Source organism: Rathayibacter sp. AY1E2 (assembly GCF_002932325.1).
Classification (GTDB): Bacteria; Actinomycetota; Actinomycetes; order Actinomycetales; family Microbacteriaceae; genus Rathayibacter.
On record NZ_PSVO01000001.1, the window covers coordinates 263747 to 287381 of the forward strand.

Here is a 23635-nt window from a genome sequence, read left to right on the forward strand (position 1 = left end):
GCGGCGCCGGGGAGCGCCGCCGGTTCATGCGGGTCGGCGCGCTCAGGCGCCGTAGTGGTCGGCGAGCGAGAAGTCGAAGACGCCCTCGTCGAAGCGGCTGTACGAGGCGTAGTCGAGGAGCTCGTAGAGCTCGGCGCGCGTCTGCATGCCCGGGACCTCCGAGCGGAGCGACCCCTCCGCCTTGAGGGCGTCGAGTGCCCGCATCGCGGCGCCCATCGCGATCCGGAGCAGCGAGACCGGGTGGATCACGACGTTCACGCCGACGTCGGCGAGCTGCTGCGCGGTGAACAGCTCGCTCTTGCCGAACTCGGTCATGTTGGCGAGGATCGGCACGTCGATCGCGGCGCGCACGGCCTCGAACTCGGACAGGTCGCGCATCGCCTCGGGGAACACTGCGTCGGCTCCGGCGTCGACGAGGCGCTTGGCGCGGTCGATCGCGGCTGGCAGGCCGTCGAGGGCGCGGATGTCGGTGCGGGCCATGATCACCAGATCGGAGTCGCGGCGCGCGTCGACGGCCGCCGCGATCCTCCGCACCGAGGTCGCCTCGTCGACGACCGCCTTGCCGTCGAGGTGCCCGCAGCGCTTGGGGTTCACCTGGTCCTCGATGTGCAGCCCCGCGACTCCGGCGTCCTCGAGCATCTGCACCGTGCGAGCGACGTTCAGCGGCTCGCCGAAGCCGGTGTCCGCGTCGACGAGGACGGGCAGGTCGGTCAGGCGCGCGATCTGCTGCGAGCGGCCGGCCACCTCGCTGAGCGTGGTGAGCCCGATGTCCGGCAGCCCCAGCTCGGCCGAGAGCACGGCGCCCGAGACGTAGATCCCGTCGAAGCCCTTCGCCTCGATGAGGCGCGCGGAGAGCGGAGTGAACGCGCCGGGCAGCTGCAGCAGCTCGCCCGAGGCGAGGCGCTCGCGGAAGAGGCGGCGCTTCTCGGCGGGAGTCCGGGTGGAGTGGAGCATCGGGCGTCCTTCCCAGGGCGGTGTCCGGGTCCGAGCGGACCCGCTTCGAATCTATACGCGCGCGGGGCTCGTGCACCCGTCTCGGAGGGAGGCGTCCCGTAGCCTGGAGCGGTCATGCTGCTTCTTCAGACCTCCACCCCGGATCCTGTCGCCGCCACCGTCTCCTTCTTCGAGTCCGAGCCCTTCTGGAAGGTGGTCGCGATCCTCGGGATCGTGCTGGGCGCGCTGCTGGTGCGCGTCATCGCCCACTTCGTGATCGGCCGCGTCGTCGACCAGATCGTGTCGGGAGTGAAGCGCCGACAGCGCGTCGAGGACACCCAGTCGATCGCCGCGTCGCCGCTCGCGGCCGTGCGGGTGGTGCAGCGCACGCGCACGCTCGGGTCGATCCTCAACAACCTGAGCTCGATCCTGATCGTCGTCATCGCCCTGGTCATGATCGTGACGACGATCGACAAGGACCTCATCGGCTCCTTCGCCCTGCTGACGGCCGCCCTCGGCGCGGGCCTCGGCTTCGGCGCGCAGAACATCGTCAAGGACGTCCTGAATGGGCTGTTCATGGTCGCGGAGGACCAGCTCGGGGTCGGCGACGTCGTCGACACCGGGCAGGCGACGGGCGTGGTCGAGTCGGTCGGCGTCCGGGTGACGCAGATCCGCGACGTCAACGGCACCCTCTGGTTCGTCCGCAACGGCGAGATCGTCCGGGTCGGGAACATGTCGCAGGGCTGGTCGCGCGTCATCGTCGACCTGGCCGTGCCCTACGAGACGGACCTCGAGCAGGTGCAGTCCACGGTCCTCGCGACCGCGAACGAGCTGGCGGCGAGCAGTCGCTGGCGGGCCCGGATCATCGACAAGCCCGAGCTCTGGGGCCTGGAGTCCATCGCCGACGACGCCCTGATCATCCGGGTCGTGGTCAAGACCCGCACCACCGCCAAGGACGACGTCGCCCGCGAGCTGCGCCTGCGCCTGAAGAAGTCGCTCGACGCGCTCGACGTGAAGCTCCCCTCGCTGGCCACCGTCGTCCTCGAGGGCTTCGAGGGGGCGACGAGCGTCGGAGGCGCTAAACCGCCGCGGACCACGCCCTCCCCCACGATCAGCACCGAGCACGGCAAGCCCGTGCGGCTCCCCCGCGCGCTGCGGCGCGGGAGCGGGACGCCGCCCCAGGACGGCGGCGGCACCTCCGGCCCGACGGGAGCGCGCTCGTGAGCGGCCTGCAGATCGGCGGCGCGCCTCCGCTGCGCAGCTTCTGGGAGCACATCGGCGGCCGGCCGACGTTCGAGCGCCTGGTCCGCCGCTTCTACGAGGGCGTCCGCGAGGACGAGGTCCTCTGGCCGATGTACCCCGAGCACGACCTCGAGGGCGCGATCCAGCGGCTGACCGGCTTCCTCGAGCAGTACTGGGGCGGCCCGGGCACCTACAGCGAGGAGCGCGGCCACCCGCGCCTGCGGATGCGGCACCAGCCGTTCCGGATCAACCCCGAGGCCCGCGACCACTGGCTCCAGCACATGCGGACGGCCGTCGACGATCTCGAGCTCGCTCCGGCCGACGACGCCCTGCTCTGGGACTACCTGGAGCGCGCCGCCCACGCGATGGTGAACACCTTCGAGGAGTAGCCGCTCAGCCCGGGGTGCGGACCAGCACGTGTCCGCGCCGTGAGGTGAGGCGGCGCCAGGCGCCGCTCTCGAGCAGGGCGACCGGGTCGTCGGCGCCGAGGAACCCGAGCGCGAAGAGGGCGAACGCCGCTCCCGCCGGGACGTCCTCGAGGCCGTCGAGCGGGCGGCCCCAGACGCTCGACCGCACGCGGCCGACGATCTGCTCGCCCGTCTCGGAGCCGACGGCCGCCGCGATCTCGTCGATCCCCTCGCGCGCGACGCGCTCCAGGAAGCCCGGGTCCACGGGCTCGCGCCGGGTCCAGCCGCCGCGGGGCGGGGAGACGCCCGCCCAGGGTCCCGCCGTCGCGTCGTCGCCGTCGGGCAGCACAACCGGCTTGCCGTCCGCTCCGCCCGGCTCCCACTGCAGGCGGGCGAGGCGGTCCGACAGCGCACGGATCGGCACGACCCGGTCGAAACCGGCGGGCTCGTCGAGCGCGAAGACGCGCAGGCCCAGCACGGTCGCGGAGCGGTCGAGCAGACCGCGGGGCTGGAGGATCGCGGTGTAGGCGGCCAGCACGTGGTCGTCGGCGAGGAGCCGGACCGCACCGTCCTCGACCCGGGCCGAACGGCCGAGGAAGACGCGCAGATCCGACAGGCTGGGCGGATCCGCCAGGGAGAAGGACGAACTCATCGCGTCGATAAACTTACCCGAGGCCGCTCGCCCCACCGCCCGACACCCCGGAGGTACCGTGCCCGATCCCCTGTCCTCGTTCCTCACCGCGCTCGACCTGACGGACACCGGCGCCCGCACCAGCGAGGACATCTCGACGGGTCCCTCGCAGTGGATGCCCGAGGGGCGGGTCTTCGGCGGCCAGGTCCTCGCGCAGTCGCTCATCGCGGCCGGTCGCACCGTCGAGGGGCGCTCCGTGCACTCGATGCACGGGTACTTCCTCCGCCCCGGGGACGTCTCCCTGCCGATCACGTTCTCGGTCGACCGGATCCACGACGGCCGCTCCTTCTGCACGCGGCGGACGCAGGCCTACCAGAACGGACGCCCCATCCTCTCGATGATCGCCTCGTTCCAGACCGAGGACGAGGGTCTCGACCACCAGGCGCCGATGCCGGAGGGGATCCCCGACCCGGAGTCGCTGCCGAGCACCGCTGAGATCCTCGCGGGGGTCGACCACCCGGTCGGCAGCTTCTGGGCCACGCAGCGCCCCTTCGACGTGCGGCACGTCGAGCAGCCGGTGTACCTCCGGGCCGACCCCGAGCGGGTCGCGCACCAGAGCGTGTGGATGCGCTCGCTCGGACCGCTGCCGGACGATCCGATGCTGCACCGCGCCGCCCTCGCCTACGCGAGCGACTACACGATCCTCGAATCCACGCTCCGCCGGCACGGTGCGGCGTGGACGACGCCGGGCCTGCGGATAGCGAGCCTCGACCACGCGATGTGGTGGCACCGCCCCGCGCGCGTGGACCAGTGGCTCCTCTACGTGCAGGAGGCGCCGAGCGCGTCCGGCGGACGCGGGCTCTCGCTCGGGCGCATCTACACGCAGGAGGGCGTGCTCGTGGCGAGCGTCGCCCAGGAGGGCATGGTCCGCGTCCCCCTGGGCTGAGCTCAGCCCCGCTTCGAGAAGGTGATGGGCTCCTCGACGTAGGGGCCCCACGCCTCGCGGAGCTCCTCCGGGATGCGCTGGGGCCTGCCCGTCGCGGCGGTGACCAGCACCAGAGTGGTGGCCGCCTTCGTGAAGAGCACCCGCGGGACGACGCCGGCGGGCGAGTAGAGCTCGTAGCAGACCTCGAGGCTCGCCCCGCCGATCCGCCCGATCCACAGCTCCACGTCGATCGGCGCGCGCATGTACGGGATCGGCGCGAGGTACTCGATCTCCTGCCGGGCGATGAGGCTGATCGACTCGGCGCCCGGCCGTGCGTCGAGCACCGCCGTCGCCATCCCGCCGGGCTGCGGCGAGTCCGGCTTCCAGAACGCCTGGATGCGCGCCTCCTCGAGCAGGCGCAGCATCTCGGCGTTGTTCACGTGCGCGTAGGCGTCGAAGTCCGACCAGCGCAGCGGGATGGCGACGTGCAGGCGCATCAGTCGCGGGTGAGCTTGCGGTACGCGGAGCGGTGCGGCTTCGCCGCGTCCGGGCCGAGGCGCTCGATCTTGTTCTCCTCGTACGCCTCGAAGTTGCCCTCGAACCAGTACCAGTTGGCCGGGTCCTCCTCGGTGCCCTCGTAGGCGAGGATGTGGGTCGCGATCCGGTCGAGGAACCACCGGTCGTGAGTGATGACCACGGCGCAGCCCGGGAACTCGAGGAGCGCGTTCTCGAGGCTGCCCAGGGTCTCGACGTCGAGGTCGTTGGTGGGCTCGTCGAGCAGGAGCAGGTTGCCGCCCTGCTTGAGCGTCAGCGCGAGGTTGAGGCGGTTCCGCTCGCCGCCGGAGAGGACGCCGGCCTTCTTCTGCTGGTCCGGGCCCTTGAAGCCGAACTGCGAGACGTAGGCGCGGGAGGGGATCTCGGTCTTCCCGACGGTGATGTAGTCGTGCCCGTCGGAGACGACCTCCCACAGGTTCTTCTGCGGGTCGATGCCGCCGCGGCTCTGGTCGACGTAGGAGATGTCGACCGTCTCGCCGATCTTCAGGTCGCCCGAGTCGAGCGGCTCGAAGCCCACGATCGTCTTGAAGAGCGTGGTCTTGCCGACGCCGTTCGGGCCGATGACGCCGACGATGCCGTTGCGGGGCAGCGTGAAGCTGAGGTCGTCGATGAGGACGCGCTCGCCGAACTGCTTGTGCAGCTTCTTCGCGTCGATGACCTGGGAGCCCAGACGGGGGCCCACCGGGATGACGATCTCCTCGAAGTCGAGCACGCGCGTCTTCTCGGCCTCGGCCGCCATCTCCTCGTAGCGCGCCAGGCGCGCCTTCGACTTGGCCTGACGGCCCTTGGCGTTGCTGCGCACCCAGTCGAGCTCGGTGGTGAGCCGCTTGGCGAGCTTGGCGTCCTTCTTGCCCTGGACCTCCAGGCGGGCGCTCTTCTTCTCGAGGTAAGTCGAGTAGTTGCCCTCGTAGGGGTAGAGGTGGCCGCGGTCGACCTCGGCGATCCACTCCGCGACGTTGTCGAGGAAGTACCGGTCGTGGGTGACGGCGAGCACGGCGCCGGGGTACTTCGAGAGGAACTGCTCGAGCCAGAGCACGCTCTCGGCGTCGAGGTGGTTGGTGGGCTCGTCGAGCAGCAGCAGGTCGGGCTTCTGCAGGAGGAGCTTGGTGAGCGCCACGCGGCGCTTCTCGCCACCCGAGAGGTTGGTGACGAGGGAGTCACCCGGCGGGGTGCGCAGCGCGTCCATCGCCTGCTCCAGCTGCGAGTCCAGGTCCCAGGCGTCGGCGGCGTCGATCGCCTCCTGCAGGGTCCCCATCTCGGCGAGGAGGCTGTCGAAGTCGGCGTCCGGGTCGGCCATCGCGAGGGAGATCTCGTTGAAGCGGTCGATCTTGCCCTTGATCTCGCCCACGCCCTCCTGGACGTTCTCGAGCACCGTCTTGGTCTCGTCGAGCTCGGGCTCCTGCATCAGGATGCCGACGGTGTAGCCCGGGCTGAGCCGCGCCTCGCCGTTGCTCGGCGTGTCCAGCCCCGCCATGATCTTCAGGATCGTCGACTTGCCGGCGCCGTTGGGCCCGACCACGCCGATCTTCGCTCCCGGCAGGAACGACATGGTGACGTCGTCCAGGATCAGCTTGTCGCCGACCGCCTTCCGCGCGCGCACCATCGAGTAGATGTATTCAGCCATGCCCAGTCCTCAAGTCCGTCGGTCTGCGCGGAGTCGGGTCGCCCGCCGGTCCCCTGCTCCGCGCGGAGGCGCTGACGGAGGCTCGGACCGGGGCGGGACGCCGGGCCCCGGCCGACGCGGAGCGCAGGCCGCGGGACCGTCCGCACCAGTCGAGGATAACGGGAACTCGCCGGTCCGCGTCGGAGGGAGCGCCTGAACGCGGACCGCCCTCCGCTCCGGCCGGGCCGGTGGGGAGGGCGGATCGCGTCAGCGGACGACGGTGCGGATCAGCTGCAGGGCGTCAGGCGCTCCACCGCCTCGGACAGCGTGTCCGTGCTGCCGAGCAGGATCACCTGCGTCGCCTTGGACGCGGTGATGTCGGCGAGGACCGCCCGGGGCACGCAGGTGGGCTGGACCGCGAAGAGCGGGCTCCCGGTGTAGCCCGCCGCCGTGGCTCCGGCCAGGGCGTCGGGGAACTTCTCACCGGTCGCGAGGTAGACGGTATTCGCCGAGGTGAAGGCCGCCTTGTTCAGCTTCTCCGAGGTGTCGTACCGGTCGGTCCCGCCGATACGGGTGATCACCGGGCCCGTGATCGAGCGCTCGATGCCGGCGCTGACCGAGAGCGAGGAGCCCGCGATGGTCAGCGTCCTGATCTTGAGGCCGCTGATGATCTGCTGGGTGAGGGGGTCCACCGTGGAGCCGGTGCCGTTGGTCAGCACCACCGGAGCGTCCTTCGCGCCGGCCGCGGCGCTGGCGCTCAGAGCGTCGGGGAACTTCTCGCCCGTCGCCAGCCAGGCCCTCGAGGAGCCGGTGGGGAAGGCGTACTGCAGGATCTTCTTCGAGGTGTCGTAGCGGTCGACTCCGCCGAGGCGCGTGATGTTCCTGTTCGTCGCGTACCCGGCCAGGTCGTTGTAGACCTGGCTGCCGACGCTGAGCTCGGAGCCGACGACGACGATCTTCGCGGGCTTGAGACGCGTCAGCTCGGTGCGGACGACCTGGCTCATCGAGTCGCGGTCGACCAGGAGCAGCGGCCCGCCCGCCTTGGCCGCGGCGGGTCCGGCGCTGAGCGCGTCCGGGAAGTTCTGCCCGGTGGCGACGTAGACGACGGGGACGTTCGCCGGGAAGGTGCGCTTGGACACCTCGACCGCGGTGCCCTGACGGTCGGTGCCCGAGATGCGCGAGACGGCCGGCGAGCCGGCGGGCGGGGCGGTCGGCGTTGCGGTCGGCGTGGGCGTGACCGGAGGAGTGGTCGGGGTCGGCGTGACCGGCGGGGTGGTCGCGGTGGCCGTCGGGGTCGGCGTGACCGGCGGGGTGGTGGCTCCGCTTCCTGTCACGCGGACCGCGGCGTCCGACGTGATGGTCGCTCCGCGGGGCTGCTCCACCCTGCCGTTGCTGATGCCGGTGACCTGGAGCAGGCTGCTCACGCGGTCCTTGTAGGCGTCGTAGGCGCTGGACGGGATCGTCACGGTGACCTTGGACTGATCGTTGTCCGCGACCACCTGGGCGGGGATCCGCTCGGTCCTGCTGGGACCGACGTAGGCGGCGAGCCCCTGGAGGTCGTAGAAGCCGTCCCGGTTGGACTCGAGGACGACGGTGTCGCCGCCCTTGACCTCCACGACGTCGACGTCCTTCTTGTACGCGAAGTACGCGGCGCTCCGCTGCAGCGTCTGCGCGGTCCCGCTGAGGTCGACCCCGCCGACGCCGCCGCTGCCGGAGGCTTCGGCGACGGAGAGGGTGGCCGACGTGGTCAGCTCGTAGCCGCTGTCGACCGGCTGGCCGATCGGCTCCTCGGGGTTCTTGATCGGCTGCTTCTGCGCAGTGATCTGCAGAGCGACGGTTCCACTGCCGAACGAGGCGAGGGGCTGCTTCAGGTCGATGCGGAAGCTGCGACTTCCGGACGCGAGGGTCGCCGACCCGGCGAGGTCGTAGTCCCCGATGGCCCAGTTGTAGGTCGTGAACGCCGGGTACGGTCCCGTCGGCCGAGCGGAGTCGGAAAGCGTGACGTCGAGCCCGGTGACGTCGCCCGCGACGGCAGCGGTCTGGGCGGCCGAGAACGTCTCGGTGGTCGACCAGTTGTAGGGACTCGTCAGCGCGACCATCCGGCTCTCCGCGGCGGCGGCCGCTCCGGCTCCTGTCGTCACTCCGAGGACGACGGCTGCCGTGCTCGCGACCGCGATGGCGGTGCGCCTCCACCTCGCTCGCGTCGTCGTCTGCGGTCGGGATGTGGTCATGGCGAGTTCCCCCTCGTCGTGGTCCTCGTGCCGAGCGCTCCCGTCGGCACGTCCGTCCCGGTACCCCTGCTGGGGCACACGTGTCGGCCAGGGCAGCCTAACCGTGCGGAGCGGACTCCCGGGGAGGGGAGGCCGGCGTCGATCGACCCTTCACCGGCGGTCCCAGCCGGAGGAGACGGCGCCGATCCTCCTCTCCGCACCGCTCGCAGTGGTCCCCCGGAGGGGCGGGACGGTTTCCCCGCTCTCTCGCGATCGGGAGGTGTGGAGGCATGTCGAGGATCCCTTCCTCCCTCTCGACCCCGACCGGGGCACACGAAGGGGCGTCTCGTCTCGAGCGTCGCCGGGTCAGCCCTGGATCGGGACGGTCCGGCCGACCAGGCAGGCGCCGGTCGAGATCGGTGCCGCGATCACCGCCCGCACCCCGCCGCTCTTCGGGCCGTACTGGCCGATGAGGCACGACTCCCCGAGCTTGACGGAGACCTGCACCGAGTCCGCGTCGAGTCCGACCGAGGTCTCGTCCGCTGTCAGCTGCATAGACTCGCGGGAGAACCCCGCCGCGACGAGCGCGTCGACCACGCTGGAGCCGCTCACCTCCGGATCGGGCTCGGCCGCCGCGCGAAGGGTCTGCTCGAACACGGGGAGGTTCTGCTCCGTCGTCCCGCCCGGCACGAAGGCGACGGGTGCGGCGGACTCCGCCGGTGCCGGCGCCTCGGCCGCGGAGGAGGACACCACGGGGTCCGGCGCCGACGGCGACGTGCAACCGGAGAGGCAGACGGCGAGACCGCCGAGCACGAGCGCGATGCGGGCCGCTCGGTTCCGTGTCACGCCCGGCTCCTCCCGACCGGGACGGCTCTCGCTCCGGTCCCCCGGATCAGAACGGGGTCTCCCCGGATCCTACCGAGAGACCGGGAGCGCCTCCGCCGACGCCCGCCGCCACCGGCGGCTCGGGCACGGCATCACCGCGGTCATGGCCCGACGCGCCCCAGTCCCCCGCCGCGGCGCCCTCGCGCGGCGCCTCCTCGCTCCACGCGGGCTCGGCGGCGGGGGCGGGAGCAGAGGCGCGCCCGACGGTCTTCGTGAAGCTGCTGGTCCCCCAGGCGAGGTCGTGCCCGATGCCCTCGGCCGTGAGGACCACATCGGTACCGGCCTTGCCTCCCGCCTCCCAGGCCCTCACCCCGAGCCGCCCGGCGACCAGGATCCGGTCGCCGCGCGACAGGGAGGACAGCGCGTTGCCGGCCAGGCCGTTGAACGCGGTGACGGTGTACCAGTTGGTCGAGACGTCGACCCAGCGCTGCTCCGAGCGGTCGTAGCGCCGCTGCGTCGAGGCGAGCCGGAAGCTGGTCATCGCGGTGCCGCTGGAGGTGTCGATGCTCCGGGGCTCGGTGCCGATGGTCCCGATGACGGTCAGCGTGTCGGTCATGGTCGTGTCCTCTCTACTCCTGCCCCGCCACGGCTGCGACGGGCACGGCGCCCGGGCGGAGGGGGCTGGTACCGCTCGGGCGCCGCAGGGCCAGTGTCGCGACGAAGGGCCCGCCTCCGAGGTGGAGGCGGGCCCTTCTGGGGAGAGGACGAGCGGATCGTCCCCTGTGGAGGAGCGTTACGACGCGGTGATGTACCTCGAGTAGGACTTGCGGATCTTGTTCACCTTGGGCAGTGCGACCGCCATGCAGTAGCCCTGGCCCGGGTTCTTCGCGAAGAAGTCCTGGTGGTAGTCCTCGGCGGGGTAGTACACGCCCAGCGGCGAGATCTCGGTGACGATCGGGCCGTCCCACCACTCGGACGCACGGTCGCGCGCGGTCTCGAACAGCTCCTTCTCCTCGTCGGAGGAGTAGAACATCGCCGAGCGGTACTGCGTGCCGACGTCGTTGCCCTGGCGGTTCAGCTGTCGCGGGTCGTGCAGGGTGAAGAAGACGTCGAGGACGACCTGCTCGGGGATGACCTCGGGGTCGAAGGTGACGGCGACGGCCTCGGCGTGGCCGGTGCGCCCGGAGCAGACGTCCTCGTAGTCGGGCTCGGTCGTGCGGCCGCCGGTGTAGCCGGAGACGACGTCGGTCACGCCGTCGAGGACGCGGTAGACGGCGTCCAGACACCAGAAGCATCCTCCGGCGAGTACGAATGTGCGCATTGCGTGTGACTCACTTCCTGTCGCGTCGACGCGTCCGGGGTGCCGGGGGCGTCAGTCGGTCCAACACGCTCACCGCCCCCTGCATTCCGCGGATCCGCCCCCTGCAATAGAGTCGCGGCGTGAGCTACGACGCCGCCCCCGCCCGCTACGACCGCATGGACTACCGACGCACCGGACGGAGCGGCCTGCTGCTGCCCGCCCTGTCGCTGGGCCTCTGGCACAACTTCGGATCCGACCGCTCCCTCGACACGCAGCGCGCGATCCTCCGCCGCGCGTTCGACCTGGGCGTCACCCACTTCGACCTCGCGAACAACTACGGACCGCCCTACGGCGCCGCCGAGACGGCCTTCGGCCGCATCCTCGCGGAGGACCTCCGCCCGTACCGCGACGAGATCGTCATCTCGTCCAAGGCCGGATACGACATGTGGCCCGGCCCGTACGGGGACGGCGGCTCGCGCAAGTACCTGCTCTCCTCGCTCGACCAGAGCCTGCAGCGGATCGGCGTCGACTACGTCGACGTCTTCTACTCGCACCGTCCGGACCCGGAGACTCCGATCGAGGAGACCATGGGCGCTCTCGTCTCGGCCGTGGAGTCGGGCAAGGCGCTCTACGCCGGCATCTCGAACTACTCGCCCGAGCAGACCCGGGCCGCGCAGGCGGCACTGGCGGGCAGCGGAGTCCCGCTCCTCCTGCACCAGCCCCGCTACTCCCTCTTCGACCGCGGACCCGAGGACGGCCTCTTCCCCGTGCTCGACGAGCTCGGCACCGGCTGCATCGTCTTCTCGCCGCTGGCGCAGGGGCTCCTGACGGACCGCTACCTCGACGGCACCGTGCCGGAGGGGTCCCGTGCGGCGACGTCGCGCTTCCTCTCCTTCGACCGGATCGACGAGGCGTACCTGACGCGCGCCCGCGGCCTGAACGCGATCGCGCAGCAGCGCGGCCAGTCGCTGGCCCAGCTCGCCCTGAGCTGGGTGCTCCGGGTGCCCACCGTCACGAGCGCCATCATCGGCGCGTCGAGCGTCGCGCAGCTCGAGCAGAACGTCGCCGCGCTGGACGCCGGCCCCCTCTCGCAGGAGGAGATCGACGCGATCGAGGAGTTCGCGGTGCACGGCACGACCCTGCGCTGACGCCCCGGCGGGGATGTCGGTGGTCGGCCGTAGTCTGCGACAGCACTCGGCCGGTGGGTGCTCCGAGACTCGAGCAGGAGGAACCGATGTCCCTGTCCACGCTGCACGCCACCCGCACCCCGCCGACGCTCACCCGGGTCAACGCCCGGCTGTGGCGCGTGAGCACCGGCTCGGGCGCCGTGGTCGGTCACATCGAGCTGGTCGAGGATCCGCTCGGCGAGCGGTACCGCGCCCGGCTGCTGCGGGCGGGCATGCCCGCCGGCGCCGAGCTCGGCGAGTTCTGGAGCGTCGACGACGCGATCGAGGTCTTCCGCGTCGCCTGACGCGCCGATCCGCCCGGTCGGCGGCGTGCCGAACGGGCGGCGGCGACCGCCCCGGATAGCGTTCGCCCCATGCAGTGGTGGAACGAGTTCATGTCCTGGATCCGCACGAGCGACGGACACCAGGCGGTCTTCACGGCCGCTGTGGTCCTGCTGGCCGTGGTGGTCGGAGCGATCGTGATCGCCTCCGTCTTCCGAGCGTCCATCGCGCGCCTCATCCGTCAGCAGGATCACGAGCGGAAGAACGCGGTCATCGCGACGCTCGTCGACGCCGCGGTCGACGCCTCGGCCTGGAACGTCCTCAGCAGCCCGGAGCGCGTCCTCAGCGACCGCGCGTCCGCGCAGGCCGAGACGCACCTGCGCCTCCTGCCCGTCAAGGGCTCCGGAGTCGCGGCCAACTGGGCCGCTCACGAGCTCGCCGAGCTGAAGCACACGTCGAGCACCGGCGGCTACCAGACGCAGGCGAGCGTGGGCGAGTTCCGCGACCGCCTCGTGCAGTGGCGGGACAAGCCCGGGCGCGCCCGGAAGGCCTTCCTCGCCGACCTCGAGCGCTGGCGCTTCTCGGAGACGGGTCGAGACCGCTCCGCCGAGTCCGCTCCGTCGTCCGATCGGGCCGCGAGCACCGCCGAGGCCGCTCCCCAGCGCACCGCTCCCCCGTCCGCCGCACCGACCGCCGTCGCACCGGTCGTCGTCGGCGCGGGCTCCGCCTCAGGCTCTGCAGCCCCACAGACGCCCACGATCGTCCTCCCCGCGTCGGCCGGGGACGCCTCGCAGGAGGAGACCCGCCGCCTGCTCGCCGACGTCGACCGACTGGAGGTGCCCTCGCGCGAGCGTCCCGTGGAGGAGCTGCCGCCCGTCGACCCGCAGCGCTCGGCTCCTGCCGCCGAGCCGCAGCCGGACGCGGAGCACGACGCGATGCCGTCGGCTCCGGCCGACGGAGACCGCGACGACGTGCCGGCCGACGATGAGGCGGTCGTCCGGGCGGACGAGGCCCGGTTCGAGCGGTCCGCCTCGGACGACGACCGAGGCCAGGAGCGCAGCTCGGTCTGAGTGCTCCCGACCACGAGAAGAAGGCCCCGATCGCGAGTGCGATCGGGGCCTTCTCCGTGGTGCGGGCGGTGCGTGTACTGACTAGCTGTGTGCATCACGTGCACGGGCGACTCGGCCGACCAGTACGGCGAGGGGCGCCGCGACGATCGTCCACGCGACGGCGATTCCACCGAGGATGGCGAGGAGCAGCATGGTCGTACCTCCGTTCGTTACGTCGTTGTAATTCCGGACACCCCAAGACTAGGTGCCTGAATGACACTCAAACGACATCGGGTGGGAAACACGCCGGTGTTGCCTCCGATTTGCCGGTGTGTTACTGGTGCAGCCTCCGCGAGTCCTCGTCCGAGGGTCACCGGAGCGGAGGAAAACCCCGTGGGTGCCGGGCGTCACTCCTCGGAGGAGCGCAGCGCCGCCCGAGGAGAGGCCGCGACGCGGTCGAAGGACGGGCGCGAGGCGTCGACGCTGATCCCCGGGCCACCGGGGACAGGGCCTGAGACCGCGACCGGCGCGCTCCCGATCCGATGGTGCCCCCGGCAGGAATCGAACCTGCGACCAAGAGATTAGAAGGCTCCTGCTCTATCCGCTGAGCTACGGGGGCGGACTGCGACCACGATACCGAAGCGCAGAGGCCGCGCCCGCCGGGGCCTAGGCGCCCCGGACGAGTCCCAGCACTCCCACGACCAGGGAGACCACGGCGAGGGCGAGCGACACGCCGATGAGCACCGTGTGCACGCGGAGGAAGGTCGTCGCGCGGCCGTCCGCGTCGCGCGCCCGCGGGTCCTTGCGGACGCGGCGGAGGAAGGGCGGCCAGACGATCGCGTTCCACACGGCGTTGACGATCAGGAGGCAGCAGGCGAGCGTGATCACGAGGGACCAGTGTAGGAGGAGCCGGACGGCCGGACCGGGTGTCGGCGGCCGCCGATAGACTGCCCCGCATGAGTAGCGCCCCCGACCGTCTTGTCTGGATCGACTGCGAGATGACGGGGCTCGACCTCTCCGTCGACGAGCTCGTCGAGATCGCCGTCGTCGTCACCGACTTCGAGCTGAACCCGCTCGACGAGGGGCTCTCCCTCGTCATCCGGCCCGACGCGACCGCGCTCGAGAACATGGGCGACTTCGTCCGGTCGATGCACGAGACCTCCGGCCTGCTGGTCGAGATCCCCTCCGGCGTCAGCGTCGCGGAGGCCGAGTACGAGGTGCTGGAGTACGTGCTGAAGCACGTCCCGGCCGAGCAGCAGGCCCCCCTCGCCGGCAACTCGATCGGCACCGACCGCGCCTTCCTCGCGAAGTTCATGCCGCGCCTCGACGGCCACCTGCACTACCGCAACGTCGATGTCAGCACGATCAAGGAGCTGGCACGGCGCTGGTTCCCGCGCATCTACTTCAACGCGCCCAAGAAGCACGGCGGACACCGCGCCCTCGCCGACATCCTCGAGAGCATCCGCGAGCTGCAGTACTACCGCCGTGCCGTGTTCGTGGAGCAGCCGGGGCCGAGCACCGCCGAGGTGCAGGCCGTGTCGGCCGCCGTCGTGGACGAGTTCGCCTCGCGGATGTAGTACTCTCGTACAGTTGCTTCGGCGGGTCACCCCGCCGGAACACGCTCCTGGTGGGTATAGCTCAGTTGGCAGAGCGCCTGGTTGTGGTCTAGGAGGTCGCGGGTTCGAGCCCCGTTACTCACCCCAGTGGCTGTGCATGCAGCGGAAGAGGCCCGGAGTTCCGACTCCGGGCCTCTTCGCACATCCGGCGAGCGGGAGCGATCGCCGACGCAGAGAGGTCCCGGATGCTCGAGCTGGACGAGGACGCCTTCGAAGCCCTGGTGATCTCCGAGCTCGACGCGCTCCCGGACGACATGGTCGACGGGCTCGACAACGTCGTGTTCGTCGTGGAGGACCGGCCCGAGGACGGGACCCTGGATCTGCTCGGCTACTACGACGGTGTCGCCCTCACCGAGCGGGAGCGCTACGGCTTCGGCGAGATGCCCGACCGCATCGTGCTGTTCCGCGAGCCGCACCTCGCCGCGTGCGACGATCTGGACGCGCTGCGCGACGAGATCCACGTCACGCTCGTCCACGAGATCGCGCACTTCTACGGCATCGACGACGACCGGCTGCACGAGCTCGGCTGGGCCTGACCACCGCCGAAGGAGAGCCTCCCACCGGCATCCGCTCGTCGCCGCGCTCGGAGGGGACCCCTCAGCCGCGCACCGCTCCCCCGCCGCCCGTGTCCAGCACGAGGTCGGCGTTCTCCCGGGGCCGCTCCCGGGCGCAGTAGGAGCGGAAGTCGCGGTCCCAGGCGTCCCAGTGCGGAGCGAAGAGCTCGCCGTCGCGCTCGAGCGCGCGCACGCGCCGCACCTCGTCGTCGGCCTCGAGCCAGACCACCAGATCGGCGTGGCGGCGCGCGGCGGCGCCGGCCGACCCGCAGCCCTCCAGCACCAGAAGCGTCTCGCGGACGACGCGGCGCCCGGCCGTCGTCCCCGCGGCCCAGTTCCAGGGCCGCCAGTGCGCCGCGAGGCCGAGGCCGTGGGGGCGGACGAGCGTCCCGGCCGTCTCCCGCGACGCCCGGTCCAGGCCCGTCCAGCCGGGGTAGAGGTCGTCCATCCGCACGAGCGCGACCGACGGTGCCGTCGGCGCGAGACGGAGCTGCTCGACCAGCGCGCGCGCGAACGTCGATTTGCCGGAGCCGCTTGGTCCGTCCAGCAGCACCGTCCGACGGCGCCGCGCGATCACGGACCGGGCGAGGTCGTCCGCCGTCCGATCCGTCAGCGGCAGGATCCGCTCAGCCATGCAGGACGAAGCTCCAGGAGCCGGTGACGACGGAGGCGGTCACGGCGACGGCAGCGATCAGCACTCCGCCCGCGAGCAGCAGGAGGTCGCCGGCTCCGAGGCGCGACTGCCGCGCCCAGGTGCGCGGGACGCCGGAGCCGAAGCCCTTCGCCTCCATCGCCGTCGCGAGCCTGCTCCCCCGCCGGATGGCCAGCACGAGCAGCGAGAACGTGCGGGCCGCGAGGCTGCGGAGCGCCTCGACGGGCCCGCGGCCGTCGGCGACCCCGCGGGCCCGGCGGGCCATCGACAGGGTGCGCCAGTCGTCGACGAGCAGACCGACGAGCCGCATGCCGGCGAGAGCGCCGAGCACGAAGCGCGAGGGCAGGCGCAGGATCTGCGCGAGGCCGTCCGCCAGGTCGGTCGGGTCGGTGGTGGCGATGAGGACCACGCTCGGCAGTCCGATCGCCAGGACGCGCAGCGCGATGGCCAGCCCGAGGGCGACGGATCCCTCCGTGACCGAGACGATGAAGAACTCCGCGTAGACGGCGCCGCTATCGCGCCCGTAGAGGACAGTCGAGAGGCCGGCGAGCGGAGCCGCGATCCAGACGGGAGCCGTCCGCCGCACGAGCTCACCCGCCCGGAGCCCCGCGAAGGGCAGAACCAGCAGCTCGAGCGCCAGCGCCGTCGCCGCGGAGACCGCATCGACCGTGAGGAGGAGCGCGAACGCGATGACCAGGCTGGCGAGGAGCTTGGCGACCGGGTTGGCCCGGGCGATCCGGCTGCGCGCGGGAACGGAGTCGAGGAGCGTCATCCCGACACCGCCTCGCGGGCGCCGAGGTTGACGACCGAGTCGGCGAGGGCGGCGACCAGCGCCTCGTCGTGGGTGACGGCGAGCACCGCCGTGCCCGCGTCGCGCTGCTCGGCGAGGAGGTCGACGAGCACCTCCCAGGTCAGGCGGTCCTGCCCGAACGTCGGCTCGTCGAGGACGAGCACGGACGGCGACCGGGTGAGGGCGGACGCGACGGCCAGGCGCCGCTTCTCGCCTCCGGAGAGGGTGAACGGGTTGGCGTCGGCGAGGTGTGCGAGGCCGAGGCGCTCCAGGAGCTCCTCCGCCCGATGCCGCTCCGCCTCGTCGCGGGCGCCCAGCGCGAGCTCGGCGCGCACGCGAGCGGTGAGGAACTGGTGCTCCGGCTCCTGGAACACCATCGCGATCCGTCCGGCGAGCTGAGCCGAGGTCCAGCGGATCGGCTCCGGGCCAGCACTTGCGCGGAGCGACTCGGAGGCGGTCACCCGCCCCGCGACCGGTGGCAGGAGACCGGCCAGCGTGAGCGCGAGGGTCGACTTCCCCGCGCCGTTGGGTCCCAGCACGGCCGTGGCCCGCGCGGAGTCGACGGCGAGCTCGAGACCGGAGGCCACGATGGTCGAGCGGCGGCGCCCGAGGACGGGCCGGGCGATGGCGAGGTCGTGCGCGCTCAGGGCGGCGGGCGAGGGCAGCGCGCTCGCCCCGCGCCGGGCGGGGGTGTCACCGGGCAGCCAGACGCCGGAGGCGCGGAGCACGTCGTGCGCCCGATCGAGGACCTCGACCGGAGCGCCGTCGGCGACGACCGCGCCGTCCCGCCCGAGCACCACGACCCGGTCGACGAGGCCGACCCACACGTCGACCCGGTGCTCGACGACGATCAGCGTCGCCCCCGTGCGGGCGGCCGTGCGCTCCACCGCCGCCCGCACCTCGCGCACGCCGTCCGGATCGAGGTTGGCGGTGGGCTCGTCGAGGAGCAGGAGCCGCGGACGCATGGCGAGCACACCCGCCAGGGCGAGCCTCTGCTTCTGCCCGCCCGAGAGCGCCGAGGTGGAGTGGTCCAGCGGCACGTCGAGCCCGACGTCGCCGAGCGCCTCCCGCACTCGCGCGGGGATCTCCTCGCGCGGCACGCCGAGGTTCTCGCAGGCGAACGCGACGTCGTCGCCGACCCGCGCCAGGACCGCCTGAGTGTCCGGATCCTGCAGCACGAGCCCCGCGACACCGCGCCGGGTGAGCGGCGCGGCTCCGTCGATCTCGAGCTCACCGGCCGCGGAGCCGTCCTCCTCCCCGCCGAGGACGCCGGCCAGGGCGTGCAGCAGCGTGCTCTTTCCCGCGCCGGAGGGGCCGAGGAGCAGCACGCGCTCCCCCGGCTCCAGCGCGAGATCGAGGCCGGAGAGGGCGTCGCGGGAGCGTCCCGCGTGCCGCCAGCTCCAGCCCCGCGCCCGGACGGAGGCGCCGCTCATCGCGCGCCCGCGCCGGCTCCCTCGACCGTCCGCCCCTCGCGCCCGGAGGCGAAGCGGTCCAGCGCTCCCGAGGCCGCGAGCCCCCGCACCGCGAACCAGGACAGCAGCCCGGCCAGGAGCGCGCCCGAGACGATCGAGGAGGCGACGTAGACGGTCTTGAAGAGCGCGTCGTTGACGGCGTAGTACGACAGCAGGTCGTTGATCGCGAGGGCCAGCCCGGCACCGGCACCGGCCAGCATCGCGACGAGCGGACGGCCGCTGCGGTAGAGGAAGAGCGCCAGGACGATCTCCGCGCCGAGTCCCTGCACGAGTCCGGAGATCAGCACGGTGAAGCCCCACTGGGTGCCGATCAGAGCCGACACGGCCGCGGCGACCAGCTCGGTGTAGAGCGCGGCTCCGGGCTTGCGGATGATCAGGCCGCCGAGGACGCCGGCGAAGAGCCAGCCGCCGCCGAGGAGCCCGCCGAGCCCGGGCAGGAACTCGAAGGCGAGGCCGAGGACGTTCGTCGCCAGGCCCCAGGCCCAGAAGACGATCCCGCTCGCGACGGCGACGACGCTCGCCACCACGATGTCGACGACCCGCCAGCGCAGATCGCGCCGGGCCGGGGCGGAGGAGGTGTGGTTCTGCGCGTTCGTGTTCTGCGCGTTCGTGTTCTGCGCGTTCGTGTTCTGCGCGTTCGTGTTCTGCACTGACGTGCCCTTTCGTGGAAGCGAATGGAGGGCACGGGTTGGTAAGAGGAGATCGAAACGTTCCTTCGCTGGCATGACCCAGATCAGGTTCGACGGTCGAAGGCTGCTGCCTTCCTCTCAGCCCGGTGCACCGGACTCCCGTGTTCGTCGGCAATCATAGACGTCATGTCGTGGTCGGTGGTCGTCGTCCTTGCCGTGCTGCTGATCCTCCTGCTGCAGGCCCTGCTCTGGCAGCGCCGTGCGCGGATCCGCCGCGAGCTGCTCAGCTACGGCACGCGGGTGCCGGCGCGCGTCGTCGGGCCGGATCCGGCACGCGGCGATCGCGATTCGGCACGGGATCTGGGCAGGCTCCTGGTCGTCTACCGGACCGCCGAGGGTGTGGAGAAGCGCGCGCAGAAGTACCCGCTGAAGCGGGGGGACGCGTGGATGGCCGGTGAGCCCGCCGCGGTGATCTACGACCCCCGCCGGCCGGACGACGCCGAGCGGCTGATCGTCGGCTTCGGCCGGACGAAGAAGAAGTGGTACCCCGCGCGCCAGCAGCGCGCCAGCTGACGCGGGGCCGCTCCGGCTACTTCTTGAGGGCGCGGATGATGCGCGCGAGGGCCTTTCCGGTCACCCACACGAGGGGGATGCCGACGGCGAGGACCGAGATAACGTTCGGCTGGAACCGCAGGCCGAGGTCGTCCTTGATGTACGCGCCGATCGGGATGACCGTGGCGCCGCCGCCTCCGCCGCCGCCCTCCTGGCCGTCCTCGGAGCCGCTGCCTCCGCCGAAACCGAACCAGCGGAGGGCGACGGGGACGAGCGAGACGCCGTCGACGGTGACGGGCTCGCCGTAGATCGTCGCGGTACCCGCGGTGGTCACGGTGTCGGCCAGGGAGACTGCGATGTTGGGCATGGTGCGACGGTACTCCGCGGCTCTCCGCGGCGACAAGCGGCCCGCCGGGGCGCACAGGACTCGTCCATGGACCTCCGGGGACCTGCTGCCATGATCGACGGATGTCCGCCCGCACCCGCCGCCGCCGCCCCGTGCGCTCGGCCGCGGTGGCGGTCGCGAGCCTCGTGCTCGCCGCCTTCCTCGCCTTCCACCGCGCGCTGCCCGATCCGATCGGCTGGCTGTCGGTCCTCGAGGTCGGGATCCCGTGGACGGGGCTCCTCGTGCTGCTCCTCATCGCGGCCGCGGCGGCCCTCCGGTCGCGCCGGACGGCGGCCGCGGTCACCGTGCTGGCGATGGTCTACGGCGTGCTGGTGCTGCCGGTCGCGCTTCCGGCGCCGACCGTGCGCTCCGGCTCGTTCACCGTCGTCAGCCAGAACATCGAGACGAGCGGCGACGCCGGTGGGCTCGCCGCCTCGCTCGCCGCCCGCGGCCCCGACGTGATCGCGCTGCAGGAGCTCGACGGAGACGCCGTGGACGCGGTCGACGCCGAGCTGGCGGACGAGTACCCGTACTCGTCCGTCTCGAGCACCGTCGGCGTCTGGAGCCGGACCGAGCTGACCGACGAGGAGCCGCTCGACCTCGGTCTCGGTTGGGAGCGCGCGCTCGCCGTCGACGTCGACACGCCGGTCGGCAGCGCGCGCCTGTTCGTGGTGCACCTGGCCTCGTTCCGGCCGGGCGACCACGAGGAGCGGGACACCATGCTCTCGAACCTCGCCACCGCTCTCCGAGACGACGAGTCGGAGCGGACGCTGGTCATCGGCGATTTCAACACGCCGACGGACGACCACCTGTTCGCTCCCGTGCTGGCGGAGGCGGGCCTCGTCCGCACGGGCGGAGTCGGCTTCCCGGCGACCTGGCCGTCCCTGCTGCCGCTCGTCTCGCTCGACCACGCGCTCGCCGACGGCGTCACCGCCGCGACCGTCGCGGTCCTGCCGCCGAACGGCTCCGACCACCGCCCGATCAGTCTGACGATCGGTTCCGCGTAGCGAGCGTGTCGCTGAGGTCGATCCCCTTGGCCGACTCGGGAGCCGACCGGGACAGGAGCGAGGCGGGACGCACGGCCCCGGAGCCGAAGCGGGCGGCCACGCCGTCGACCGCGAGCTCCGCGTCGCGCCAGTCGTCGGAGTCGCTCCACAGGGAGAACGCGACGTCGTCGCCCTCGACCAGCTGCTCGCCGCGCACGCCGATCAGCCGCACGGGCCGCCGCATCGGGTTGGCCGCCTCGAGGAGCGCGGAGGAGGCCTCGTAGAGGACCCGGGCCACGTCCGTCGCCTCGACGAGCGTGCGGGAGCGGGTGAGGGTGCTGAAGTCGCCGAAGCGCACCTTCACCGCGACGGTGCGGCAGCGCACTCCCGAGCGGCGCATCCGCACGGCGACCTTGTCGCAGAGCCGCAGCAGCTCACGACGGACGAGCTCGGGGTCGGCCACGTCGTCGGCGAACGTGATCTCGTGTCCGGCGCTCTTCTCGATCTGGCGGGTGTCGACCGGCCGCGGATCCACCCCGTTCGCCAGGGCGTGCAGGCGCCTCCCGGTCGCCTCGCCGAGGGCGGACACCAGCGACGGCAGCGGGGTGGTCGCGACGTCGGCGACGGTGCGCAGACCGCGGCGGACGAGCGCCTCCTCCGTGCTCGCGCCGACTCCCCACAGCGCGCTCACGGGCAGCGGATCGAGGAACTCGCGGACGCCGTCGGCGGGGACGACCAGCAGACCGTCGGGCTTGGAGCGGCCGGAGGCGAGCTTGGCGACGAACTTGGTGCTGGCGATCCCGACCGAGCAGGTCAGCCCGAGCTCGGCGTGCACCCGGCGGCGGATCTCGGTGCCGATCGCGAACGGCGAGCCCGAGATGCGGCGGGCACCCGCGACGTCGAGGAACGCCTCGTCGATGCTCAGACGCTCGACCAGCGGCGTGAAGGAGTCGAAGATCGCCATGACGCGGCGAGAGGCCTCGCGGTAGCGCTCCATGTGCGGCTCGAGGACCACGGCCTGCGGGCAGCGGCGGAGGGCGACCGCCATGGGCATCGCCGAGTTGACGCCGTAGCGGCGCGCCTCGTACGTCGCCGCTGTGACGACGGAGCGCGCTCCGTGGTGGCCCACGATGACCGGCCTCCCGCGCAGATCCGGCCGGTCGAGCAGCTCGACGGAGGCGAAGAACGCGTCCATGTCGATGTGCATGATGCTCGCGCGCGGGTCGTCGAAGGGCTCGGTCGTGACCTGCCGCCCCGTGCCGTCCTGCTTGCTCATGCGGTGCCGTCCTGCTCGCTCACGCCGCGCCGTCCTGCCTGCTCACGCCGCTCCGTCCTGCTCGCCCACGCCTCGGGACATGCTCGCACGCACCACCGACATCGGCCGCTCGACCGCTGCGCCCGGGCCGGCTGGGAATGAGCGCCGACCACTCGCGGTTGACCCGAGCACCACGACGCTCCGGAGAGACCATGACGCACGAGCAGCCCGACTCCCCCACCGCCACCGAGACCGGCCCCGGCGCCGAGATGAGCCGCTGGCTCGATCTGCAGGACCGCGCCCACCGCGCCTTCGAGCTCCGGCTGAGCGCCGTCGAGGACTGGTCGGCCCCCACGCCCGACACCGAGTGGGACACGCGCGCTCTGGTGCTGCACGTCGTCCGCGAGCAGCAGCGCGCGCACACGCTCCTCTCGGGGGGCGACGAGTCGGCGCTGCGCCTCGAGTCCGTCGCCACCGATCTGAGGAGCGAGTGGCGTCGCGTGACCGACCGCCTGCGCGACGCTGTCCGCACCGTCGACCCGGCCGCGACCGTGCAGCTGGGGCGCGACACCGTCAGCGCCGTCGAGCTGCTGCAGGAGCAGACGGCAGATGTGACCGTCCACGCCTGGGACCTCGCCCGAGCGACCGGCAGCGACGAGCGGCTGGACGAGGAGCTCGTCGCAGCGGTATGGGAGCTCTTCGCACCCCAGGAGGAGACCCTGCGCGCGAGCGGCCTCTACGCCGCGCCCGTGCCGGTCGACGACGCCGCCTCCCTCCAGAGCCGCCTGCTCGCCATCACCGGACGCGACGACCGCCTCGCCGCCTGACGGCCCGGCGCCCGAACGCCGTCAAGGCCTGGGGGCGTCCAGGGACGCCGCGGCAGGATGGAGGGGACCACGAACACGGGGCGACCCGCCCCGACGAGGAGAGGAACGTCCATGACACGCATCGCCGTCATCGGAGCCCACGGCAAGGTGGGGCAGCAGATCCTGCACCTGCTCTACGACGCCGGCCACGAGTCGGTCGGAGTGATCCGCAACCCCGATCACGCCGAGGACATCGTCCGGCTGGGCGGCGAGCCGCTCGTGCACGACCTCGAGGACACGACGCCCGAGGCCTTCGCCGAGGCGCTGGGCCACGTCGACGGCATGGTCTTCACCGCCGGAGCCGGACCCGACTCGGGCCCGGAGCGCAAGCGCACCGTCGACCTGGGGGCGTCCGTCCTCAGCCAGAAGGCCGCCGCGATCGTCGGGGTCCAGCACTTCGTGCAGGTCAGTGCGATCGGTGTGGACGAGCCGCTCCCCGAGGACACGGAGGAGGGCTGGAAGGCCTACGTCGAGGCCAAGCGCGACGCCGACGCGGCACTGCGCGACTCCGGCCTCGACTACACGATCCTCCGCCCGGGCGGGCTGACGGACGACGAGGGCACCGGCACGATCACGCTCGGCACCTCCGTCGAGAAGGGGAGCATCGCGCGAGCGGACGTCGCCGCGACGGTGATCGCCGCCCTGGCGCAGCCGACCTCCATCGCGAAGACGTGGGAGATCGTCTCCGGTCCCACCGCGATCGAGGACGCGGTGGCTCAGGGAGCCTGAGCCCCGGCACCTCCTCCTAGA

Annotated in this window: 27 protein-coding genes, 2 tRNA genes and 1 riboswitch; of the genes, 13 read left to right on the plus strand and 16 right to left on the minus strand. The window is 72.2% G+C overall.

Translation table 11 applies throughout. The features are described from left to right. Positions 1-42: 42 nt before the first annotated feature. Complete coding sequence (prpB, locus tag C5C49_RS01150; protein ID WP_104223704.1) at positions 43-954, minus strand: methylisocitrate lyase; 912 nt, start codon at positions 952-954, stop codon at positions 43-45. Between the two features lie 114 nt (positions 955-1068). Here prpB and C5C49_RS01155 point away from each other — a divergent pair, with 114 nt between their 5' ends. Then, complete coding sequence (locus tag C5C49_RS01155) at positions 1069-2157, plus strand: mechanosensitive ion channel family protein (protein ID WP_104345221.1); 1089 nt, start codon at positions 1069-1071, stop codon at positions 2155-2157. Further along, entirely contained in the window at positions 2154-2564 is a 411-nt protein-coding gene (locus C5C49_RS01160; RefSeq protein WP_308471220.1) for a globin, read from the plus strand. The genes C5C49_RS01155 and C5C49_RS01160 overlap by 4 nt, the downstream gene beginning before the upstream one ends. Before the next feature lie 4 nt (positions 2565-2568). On the opposite strand, the gene C5C49_RS01165 is transcribed toward C5C49_RS01160, so the two are convergent. After that, the gene (locus C5C49_RS01165; RefSeq protein ID WP_104223706.1) at positions 2569-3234 is read right to left on the minus strand and encodes a hypothetical protein; all 666 of its coding nucleotides are present in this window, start codon (positions 3232-3234) and stop codon (positions 2569-2571) included. A 58-nt stretch (positions 3235-3292) separates the two neighbouring features. Between C5C49_RS01165 and C5C49_RS01170 the strand changes: the two genes are divergently transcribed. Then, positions 3293-4159 carry an acyl-CoA thioesterase II gene (locus C5C49_RS01170; RefSeq protein WP_244230637.1) on the plus strand — a complete coding sequence of 289 codons (867 nt, stop codon included), beginning with the start codon at positions 3293-3295 and terminating at the stop codon, positions 4157-4159. Positions 4160-4161: 2 nt separating this feature from the next. Here the strand turns inward: C5C49_RS01170 and C5C49_RS01175 are convergent, their stop codons facing one another. The 6 genes from C5C49_RS01175 to msrA form a co-directional block, all read right to left on the minus strand. Further along, the gene (locus C5C49_RS01175; protein ID WP_104223707.1) at positions 4162-4635 is read right to left on the minus strand and encodes a thioesterase family protein; all 474 of its coding nucleotides are present in this window, start codon (positions 4633-4635) and stop codon (positions 4162-4164) included. Next, positions 4635-6317, minus strand: a complete 1683-nt coding sequence (gene ettA / locus C5C49_RS01180; RefSeq protein ID WP_104223708.1) for an energy-dependent translational throttle protein EttA — start codon at positions 6315-6317, stop codon at positions 4635-4637. Before ettA ends, C5C49_RS01175 begins: the two co-directional genes overlap by 1 nt. A 266-nt stretch (positions 6318-6583) precedes the next feature. Beyond that, complete coding sequence (locus C5C49_RS01185) at positions 6584-8527, minus strand: cell wall-binding repeat-containing protein (RefSeq protein WP_104345222.1); 1944 nt, start codon at positions 8525-8527, stop codon at positions 6584-6586. Positions 8528-8872: 345 nt separating this feature from the next. After that, positions 8873-9352, minus strand: a complete 480-nt coding sequence (locus C5C49_RS01190; RefSeq protein ID WP_104345223.1) for a DUF6993 domain-containing protein — start codon at positions 9350-9352, stop codon at positions 8873-8875. A 46-nt stretch (positions 9353-9398) separates the two neighbouring features. Then, entirely contained in the window at positions 9399-9947 is a 549-nt protein-coding gene (locus C5C49_RS01195; RefSeq protein ID WP_104345224.1) for a single-stranded DNA-binding protein, read from the minus strand. 177 nt (positions 9948-10124) lie between these two features. Further along, positions 10125-10652, minus strand: a complete 528-nt coding sequence (msrA, locus tag C5C49_RS01205) for a peptide-methionine (S)-S-oxide reductase MsrA (protein WP_104223713.1) — start codon at positions 10650-10652, stop codon at positions 10125-10127. A gap of 119 nt (positions 10653-10771) precedes the next feature. Between msrA and C5C49_RS01210 the strand changes: the two genes are divergently transcribed. The 3 genes from C5C49_RS01210 (at position 10772) to C5C49_RS01220 (ending at position 13149) form a co-directional block, all read left to right on the plus strand. Beyond that, positions 10772-11779, plus strand: coding sequence for an aldo/keto reductase (locus tag C5C49_RS01210; RefSeq protein ID WP_104345225.1), 1008 nt, complete (start codon positions 10772-10774; stop codon positions 11777-11779). A gap of 86 nt (positions 11780-11865) precedes the next feature. Further along, positions 11866-12102, plus strand: coding sequence for a hypothetical protein (locus tag C5C49_RS16815; RefSeq protein ID WP_104223715.1), 237 nt, complete (start codon positions 11866-11868; stop codon positions 12100-12102). A gap of 69 nt (positions 12103-12171) precedes the next feature. Next, complete coding sequence (locus C5C49_RS01220; protein ID WP_104345226.1) at positions 12172-13149, plus strand: hypothetical protein; 978 nt, start codon at positions 12172-12174, stop codon at positions 13147-13149. A gap of 522 nt (positions 13150-13671) precedes the next feature. Here C5C49_RS01220 and C5C49_RS01225 read toward each other — a convergent pair. Both C5C49_RS01225 and C5C49_RS01230 read right to left on the minus strand, forming a co-directional pair. Next, positions 13672-13747 (minus strand) — tRNA-Arg (locus tag C5C49_RS01225). A 47-nt stretch (positions 13748-13794) separates the two neighbouring features. Next, positions 13795-14016, minus strand: coding sequence for an SCO4848 family membrane protein (locus tag C5C49_RS01230; protein ID WP_104223717.1), 222 nt, complete (start codon positions 14014-14016; stop codon positions 13795-13797). 68 nt (positions 14017-14084) lie between these two features. Here C5C49_RS01230 and orn point away from each other — a divergent pair, with 68 nt between their 5' ends. The 3 genes from orn (at position 14085) to C5C49_RS01245 (ending at position 15280) form a co-directional block, all read left to right on the plus strand. After that, the gene (orn, locus tag C5C49_RS01235) at positions 14085-14705 is read left to right on the plus strand and encodes an oligoribonuclease (RefSeq protein WP_104223718.1); all 621 of its coding nucleotides are present in this window, start codon (positions 14085-14087) and stop codon (positions 14703-14705) included. Positions 14706-14755: 50 nt separating this feature from the next. Continuing rightward, positions 14756-14831, plus strand: a tRNA-His gene (locus tag C5C49_RS01240). A 98-nt stretch (positions 14832-14929) separates the two neighbouring features. Then, a complete protein-coding gene (locus tag C5C49_RS01245) occupies positions 14930-15280 on the plus strand; it encodes a metallopeptidase family protein (protein ID WP_104223719.1) in 351 nt (116 codons plus the stop codon). Between the two features lie 61 nt (positions 15281-15341). Here the strand turns inward: C5C49_RS01245 and C5C49_RS01250 are convergent, their stop codons facing one another. Genes C5C49_RS01250 through C5C49_RS01265 form a run of 4 tightly spaced genes read right to left on the minus strand, consistent with a single transcriptional unit; the run spans position 15342 to position 18862 of the window. After that, positions 15342-15932, minus strand: coding sequence for an AAA family ATPase (locus C5C49_RS01250; protein WP_181135679.1), 591 nt, complete (start codon positions 15930-15932; stop codon positions 15342-15344). Continuing rightward, the gene (locus C5C49_RS01255) at positions 15925-16722 is read right to left on the minus strand and encodes an energy-coupling factor transporter transmembrane protein EcfT (protein ID WP_104345227.1); all 798 of its coding nucleotides are present in this window, start codon (positions 16720-16722) and stop codon (positions 15925-15927) included. Before C5C49_RS01255 ends, C5C49_RS01250 begins: the two co-directional genes overlap by 8 nt. Beyond that, positions 16719-18173 (minus strand): ABC transporter ATP-binding protein, encoded by a 1455-nt coding sequence (locus C5C49_RS01260; protein WP_104345228.1) that lies wholly within the window; start codon positions 18171-18173, stop codon positions 16719-16721. Before C5C49_RS01260 ends, C5C49_RS01255 begins: the two co-directional genes overlap by 4 nt. After that, positions 18170-18862, minus strand: a complete 693-nt coding sequence (locus C5C49_RS01265; RefSeq protein ID WP_374953839.1) for an ECF transporter S component — start codon at positions 18860-18862, stop codon at positions 18170-18172. Before C5C49_RS01265 ends, C5C49_RS01260 begins: the two co-directional genes overlap by 4 nt. 43 nt (positions 18863-18905) lie before the next feature. Continuing rightward, positions 18906-19013, minus strand: a riboswitch (TPP riboswitch). 14 nt (positions 19014-19027) lie between these two features. On the opposite strand from C5C49_RS01265, the gene C5C49_RS01270 reads away from it, so the two are divergent. Continuing rightward, the gene (locus C5C49_RS01270; RefSeq protein WP_104345229.1) at positions 19028-19414 is read left to right on the plus strand and encodes a DUF3592 domain-containing protein; all 387 of its coding nucleotides are present in this window, start codon (positions 19028-19030) and stop codon (positions 19412-19414) included. A gap of 16 nt (positions 19415-19430) precedes the next feature. On the opposite strand, the gene C5C49_RS01275 is transcribed toward C5C49_RS01270, so the two are convergent. Next, entirely contained in the window at positions 19431-19760 is a 330-nt protein-coding gene (locus tag C5C49_RS01275) for a hypothetical protein (protein ID WP_104345230.1), read from the minus strand. Between the two features lie 101 nt (positions 19761-19861). Here C5C49_RS01275 and C5C49_RS01280 point away from each other — a divergent pair, with 101 nt between their 5' ends. Further along, on the plus strand, positions 19862-20785 hold the full coding sequence (locus tag C5C49_RS01280; RefSeq protein WP_104345231.1) for an endonuclease/exonuclease/phosphatase family protein: 924 nt from the start codon (positions 19862-19864) through the stop codon (positions 20783-20785). Here the strand turns inward: C5C49_RS01280 and dinB are convergent. After that, on the minus strand, positions 20760-22040 hold the full coding sequence (gene dinB / locus C5C49_RS01285; protein ID WP_104223726.1) for a DNA polymerase IV: 1281 nt from the start codon (positions 22038-22040) through the stop codon (positions 20760-20762). The two genes, C5C49_RS01280 and dinB, sit on opposite strands and share 26 nt — an antisense overlap. A gap of 191 nt (positions 22041-22231) precedes the next feature. Here dinB and C5C49_RS01290 point away from each other — a divergent pair, with 191 nt between their 5' ends. Both C5C49_RS01290 and C5C49_RS01295 read left to right on the plus strand, forming a co-directional pair. Continuing rightward, positions 22232-22846: a TIGR03086 family metal-binding protein gene (locus C5C49_RS01290; RefSeq protein ID WP_244229430.1), complete on the plus strand. Its 615-nt coding sequence runs from the start codon at positions 22232-22234 to the stop codon at positions 22844-22846. Positions 22847-22957: 111 nt separating this feature from the next. Then, a complete protein-coding gene (locus C5C49_RS01295; RefSeq protein WP_104345232.1) occupies positions 22958-23614 on the plus strand; it encodes an SDR family oxidoreductase in 657 nt (218 codons plus the stop codon). The last annotated feature ends 21 nt before the right edge of the window (positions 23615-23635 follow it).

Coding starts and splice junctions, on each gene's coding strand:
- prpB (WP_104223704.1), bottom strand. CDS start 954: ATGCTCCACTCCACCCGGACTCCCGCCGAGAAGCGCCGCCTCTTCCGC.
- C5C49_RS01155 (WP_104345221.1), top strand. CDS start 1,069: ATGCTGCTTCTTCAGACCTCCACCCCGGATCCTGTCGCCGCCACCGTC.
- C5C49_RS01165 (WP_104223706.1), bottom strand. CDS start 3,234: ATGAGTTCGTCCTTCTCCCTGGCGGATCCGCCCAGCCTGTCGGATCTG.
- C5C49_RS01175 (WP_104223707.1), bottom strand. CDS start 4,635: ATGCGCCTGCACGTCGCCATCCCGCTGCGCTGGTCGGACTTCGACGCC.
- ettA (WP_104223708.1), bottom strand. CDS start 6,317: ATGGCTGAATACATCTACTCGATGGTGCGCGCGCGGAAGGCGGTCGGC.
- C5C49_RS01185 (WP_104345222.1), bottom strand. CDS start 8,527: ATGACCACATCCCGACCGCAGACGACGACGCGAGCGAGGTGGAGGCGC.
- C5C49_RS01195 (WP_104345224.1), bottom strand. CDS start 9,947: ATGACCGACACGCTGACCGTCATCGGGACCATCGGCACCGAGCCCCGG.
- msrA (WP_104223713.1), bottom strand. CDS start 10,652: ATGCGCACATTCGTACTCGCCGGAGGATGCTTCTGGTGTCTGGACGCC.
- C5C49_RS16815 (WP_104223715.1), top strand. CDS start 11,866: ATGTCCCTGTCCACGCTGCACGCCACCCGCACCCCGCCGACGCTCACC.
- C5C49_RS01220 (WP_104345226.1), top strand. CDS start 12,172: ATGCAGTGGTGGAACGAGTTCATGTCCTGGATCCGCACGAGCGACGGA.
- orn (WP_104223718.1), top strand. CDS start 14,085: ATGAGTAGCGCCCCCGACCGTCTTGTCTGGATCGACTGCGAGATGACG.
- C5C49_RS01245 (WP_104223719.1), top strand. CDS start 14,930: ATGCTCGAGCTGGACGAGGACGCCTTCGAAGCCCTGGTGATCTCCGAG.
- C5C49_RS01250 (WP_181135679.1), bottom strand. CDS start 15,932: ATGGCTGAGCGGATCCTGCCGCTGACGGATCGGACGGCGGACGACCTC.
- C5C49_RS01255 (WP_104345227.1), bottom strand. CDS start 16,722: ATGACGCTCCTCGACTCCGTTCCCGCGCGCAGCCGGATCGCCCGGGCC.
- C5C49_RS01260 (WP_104345228.1), bottom strand. CDS start 18,173: ATGAGCGGCGCCTCCGTCCGGGCGCGGGGCTGGAGCTGGCGGCACGCG.
- C5C49_RS01270 (WP_104345229.1), top strand. CDS start 19,028: ATGTCGTGGTCGGTGGTCGTCGTCCTTGCCGTGCTGCTGATCCTCCTG.
- C5C49_RS01275 (WP_104345230.1), bottom strand. CDS start 19,760: ATGCCCAACATCGCAGTCTCCCTGGCCGACACCGTGACCACCGCGGGT.
- C5C49_RS01280 (WP_104345231.1), top strand. CDS start 19,862: ATGTCCGCCCGCACCCGCCGCCGCCGCCCCGTGCGCTCGGCCGCGGTG.
- dinB (WP_104223726.1), bottom strand. CDS start 22,040: ATGAGCAAGCAGGACGGCACGGGGCGGCAGGTCACGACCGAGCCCTTC.
- C5C49_RS01290 (WP_244229430.1), top strand. CDS start 22,232: ATGACGCACGAGCAGCCCGACTCCCCCACCGCCACCGAGACCGGCCCC.
- C5C49_RS01295 (WP_104345232.1), top strand. CDS start 22,958: ATGACACGCATCGCCGTCATCGGAGCCCACGGCAAGGTGGGGCAGCAG.